Below are 2,107 nucleotides of genomic sequence, written 5' to 3'. Positions count from 1 at the left end.
CCCCCCACCCACCTACCCGGCGGTGCCCAGCCCGCCGCAGGGCGGAACGGCACCGCCGAAGCCGCCGCGACGGCTGATCGCCGCCGCGGCGGAAATACCCCCCGCGAAGAGGGCGCCCCCCGCCGGGGAACCGTTACTTCGAGCGTTCCGCTCTCCGCAGGAGGAGCGCGGCGACGAGGCCGCCCGCCAGCACCGCCGCCGCGCCCACCAGCTGACTGGTGTGCACACCCGTGGCGAACGCGTCAGCGATCGCCGCACGCTCCCCGTCCGTACGGGCGTCCGCCAGCGCCGCCGGCAGCGACCCCGCCCCCGCGGCCACCGCAGGGACCAGCGCGGCGAAGCGCGAGTTCAGCACCGCGCCGAGCACGGCCACACCGAGCCCGTTGCCGCACTCCTGCAGCGTGCCGTTGAGCCCGGCGCCGACGCCCGCCTTCTCCGGCGGGATCGCGGACATGATCGCCGTGGCCATGGCCGGCATGGCCAGCGCGATGCCGGTGCCCATCAGCACGAGCCCGAACAGCATGCCGCCGTACCCGTCCGCCCCGAGCGTCGCGATCGCCGCGAGCCCGGCCGCCAGCAGCCCCATGCCGCCCGCGATGGACACGGGCGTGCCGACCTTCGGCAGGAGGCGCGCCCCGACGCCCGTCAGGTTCAGGACGATGATGACCAGCGCCAGCGGCGACATCCGCAGGCCGGTCTGCAGCGGGTCGTACCCGAGCACGAGCTGTAGGTGCTGGGTGAGCAGGAAGAACGATCCGCCCATGCCGAAGGCGACGAGGATGGAGCCGGAGACCGCACCCACGAACCGGCTGTTGCGGAAGAAGTGCATGTCGAGCATGGGGTACGGAGCCCGCCGCTCCCACACGGCGAACGCCGCCAGCACCACGACACCCACACCCCCGGCGACGAGCACCCGCGCGGACGTCCAGCCGTCCCCCGGCCCGGAGATGATCGCGAAGGTCACGCCGGTCATGCCGATCGTGGACAGCAGCGCACCGAGCAGGTCGGGCCGCTCACCGGCCGGGTTCTTGGACTCGGGCACCCACTTGAGGACGGCCAGCAGGCCGAGGACCGCCACCGGCAGGTTGATCAGGAAGATCGAGCCCCACCAGAAGTGGTTGAGGAGCGCCCCGCCGATCAGCGGCCCGGCGGCGAAGCCGAGCGAGCTGACCGCGCCCCACAGCCCGATCGCCTTGGTCCGCTCCTCCTCGTCGAAGACCTGGACGATCACGGCGAGCGTGGTCGTCATCAGCAGCGCTCCGCCGATGCCCATGCCGGCGCGGGCGACGATCAGCTGCCCGGTGGTCTCGGACAGGCCCGCGGCGAGCGAGCCGATGCCGAAGAGGGCGAGTCCGGCGGCGAGCAGCTTCTTGCGTCCGTAGCGGTCGGCGGCGCTGCCCGCGGTGAGCAGCAGACCGGCCTGGACCAGCGAGTAGGCGTTGATCATCCACTGGATGTCGGACGTCGCGGCGCCCATCTCCTCCGTGAGGGAAGGGATGGCGACCGTGAGCACGGTGTTGTCGAGCAGGACCGTGAGCTGCGCGAGGCAGATCACGGCGAGCACCACCCACCGCGTGGGGTTGCGCTCCGGCCGCGCTCCGGCGGCGGCGCTTGGTGACTCCGTGGTCGGCGCAGACATGCGAGATCCCCCTTGTACAGCGTATGACCGGCTGGCGATGTACACCGTACAAGAGTTCCTCTACGCCGTACAAGCCTTTACTTCCGGGCCTCCACCAGGCCGTGATCTCCGCGGAGGCGGAGGGGGAAGCGGAGGCAGAGGCGGAGGCCGAGCCGCCCCGCGCTCCGCCGGCGGCGATGAAGGAGTGCACCTCCCCGGCCGCGACCTACGCGGCGAACTGCCGCAGCGTCGGTGACGGATCGCTGCGGTTGAAGCCGACTGCGGCCATCACCGGCGCCCGGGTCGCGAGCTGGTAGGCGGCCGCCCAGCCGTACGAGGAGGCGCCCTTCTTCACGGCGGCGGCCGCGGCGGCGCTCACGCGCTGCCCGCCGAGCAGCCCGCCCATGCGCCCGCCCGCCCGCGGGGCACCGGAGCCCTCGGGCCCGCCGGGCCGAACAGGGCCGCCGTCCCACCGAGCCCCCTGGGGCC

Annotated in this window: 1 protein-coding gene and 1 pseudogene; both read right to left on the bottom strand. The window is 73.4% G+C overall.

Features of this window, described 5'->3' with window-relative positions:
• Window positions 1-133: 133 nt before the first annotated feature.
• Window positions 134-1,639 carry an MFS transporter gene (locus ACSNOG_RS32580; protein WP_436756310.1) on the bottom strand — a complete coding sequence of 502 codons (1,506 nt, stop codon included), beginning with the start codon at window positions 1,637-1,639 and terminating at the stop codon, window positions 134-136.
• A 205-nt stretch (window positions 1,640-1,844) separates the two neighbouring features.
• A pseudogene (locus tag ACSNOG_RS32575) lies at window positions 1,845-2,107 on the bottom strand (glycosyl transferase); the annotation flags it as partial.

The organism is Streptomyces sp. URMC 124 (assembly GCF_051386455.1).
Lineage (GTDB): Bacteria > Actinomycetota > Actinomycetes > Streptomycetales > Streptomycetaceae > Streptomyces.
The sequence above is the reverse complement of the archived record's forward strand: the minus strand, read 5'-3'. Positions and strand labels throughout refer to the sequence as shown.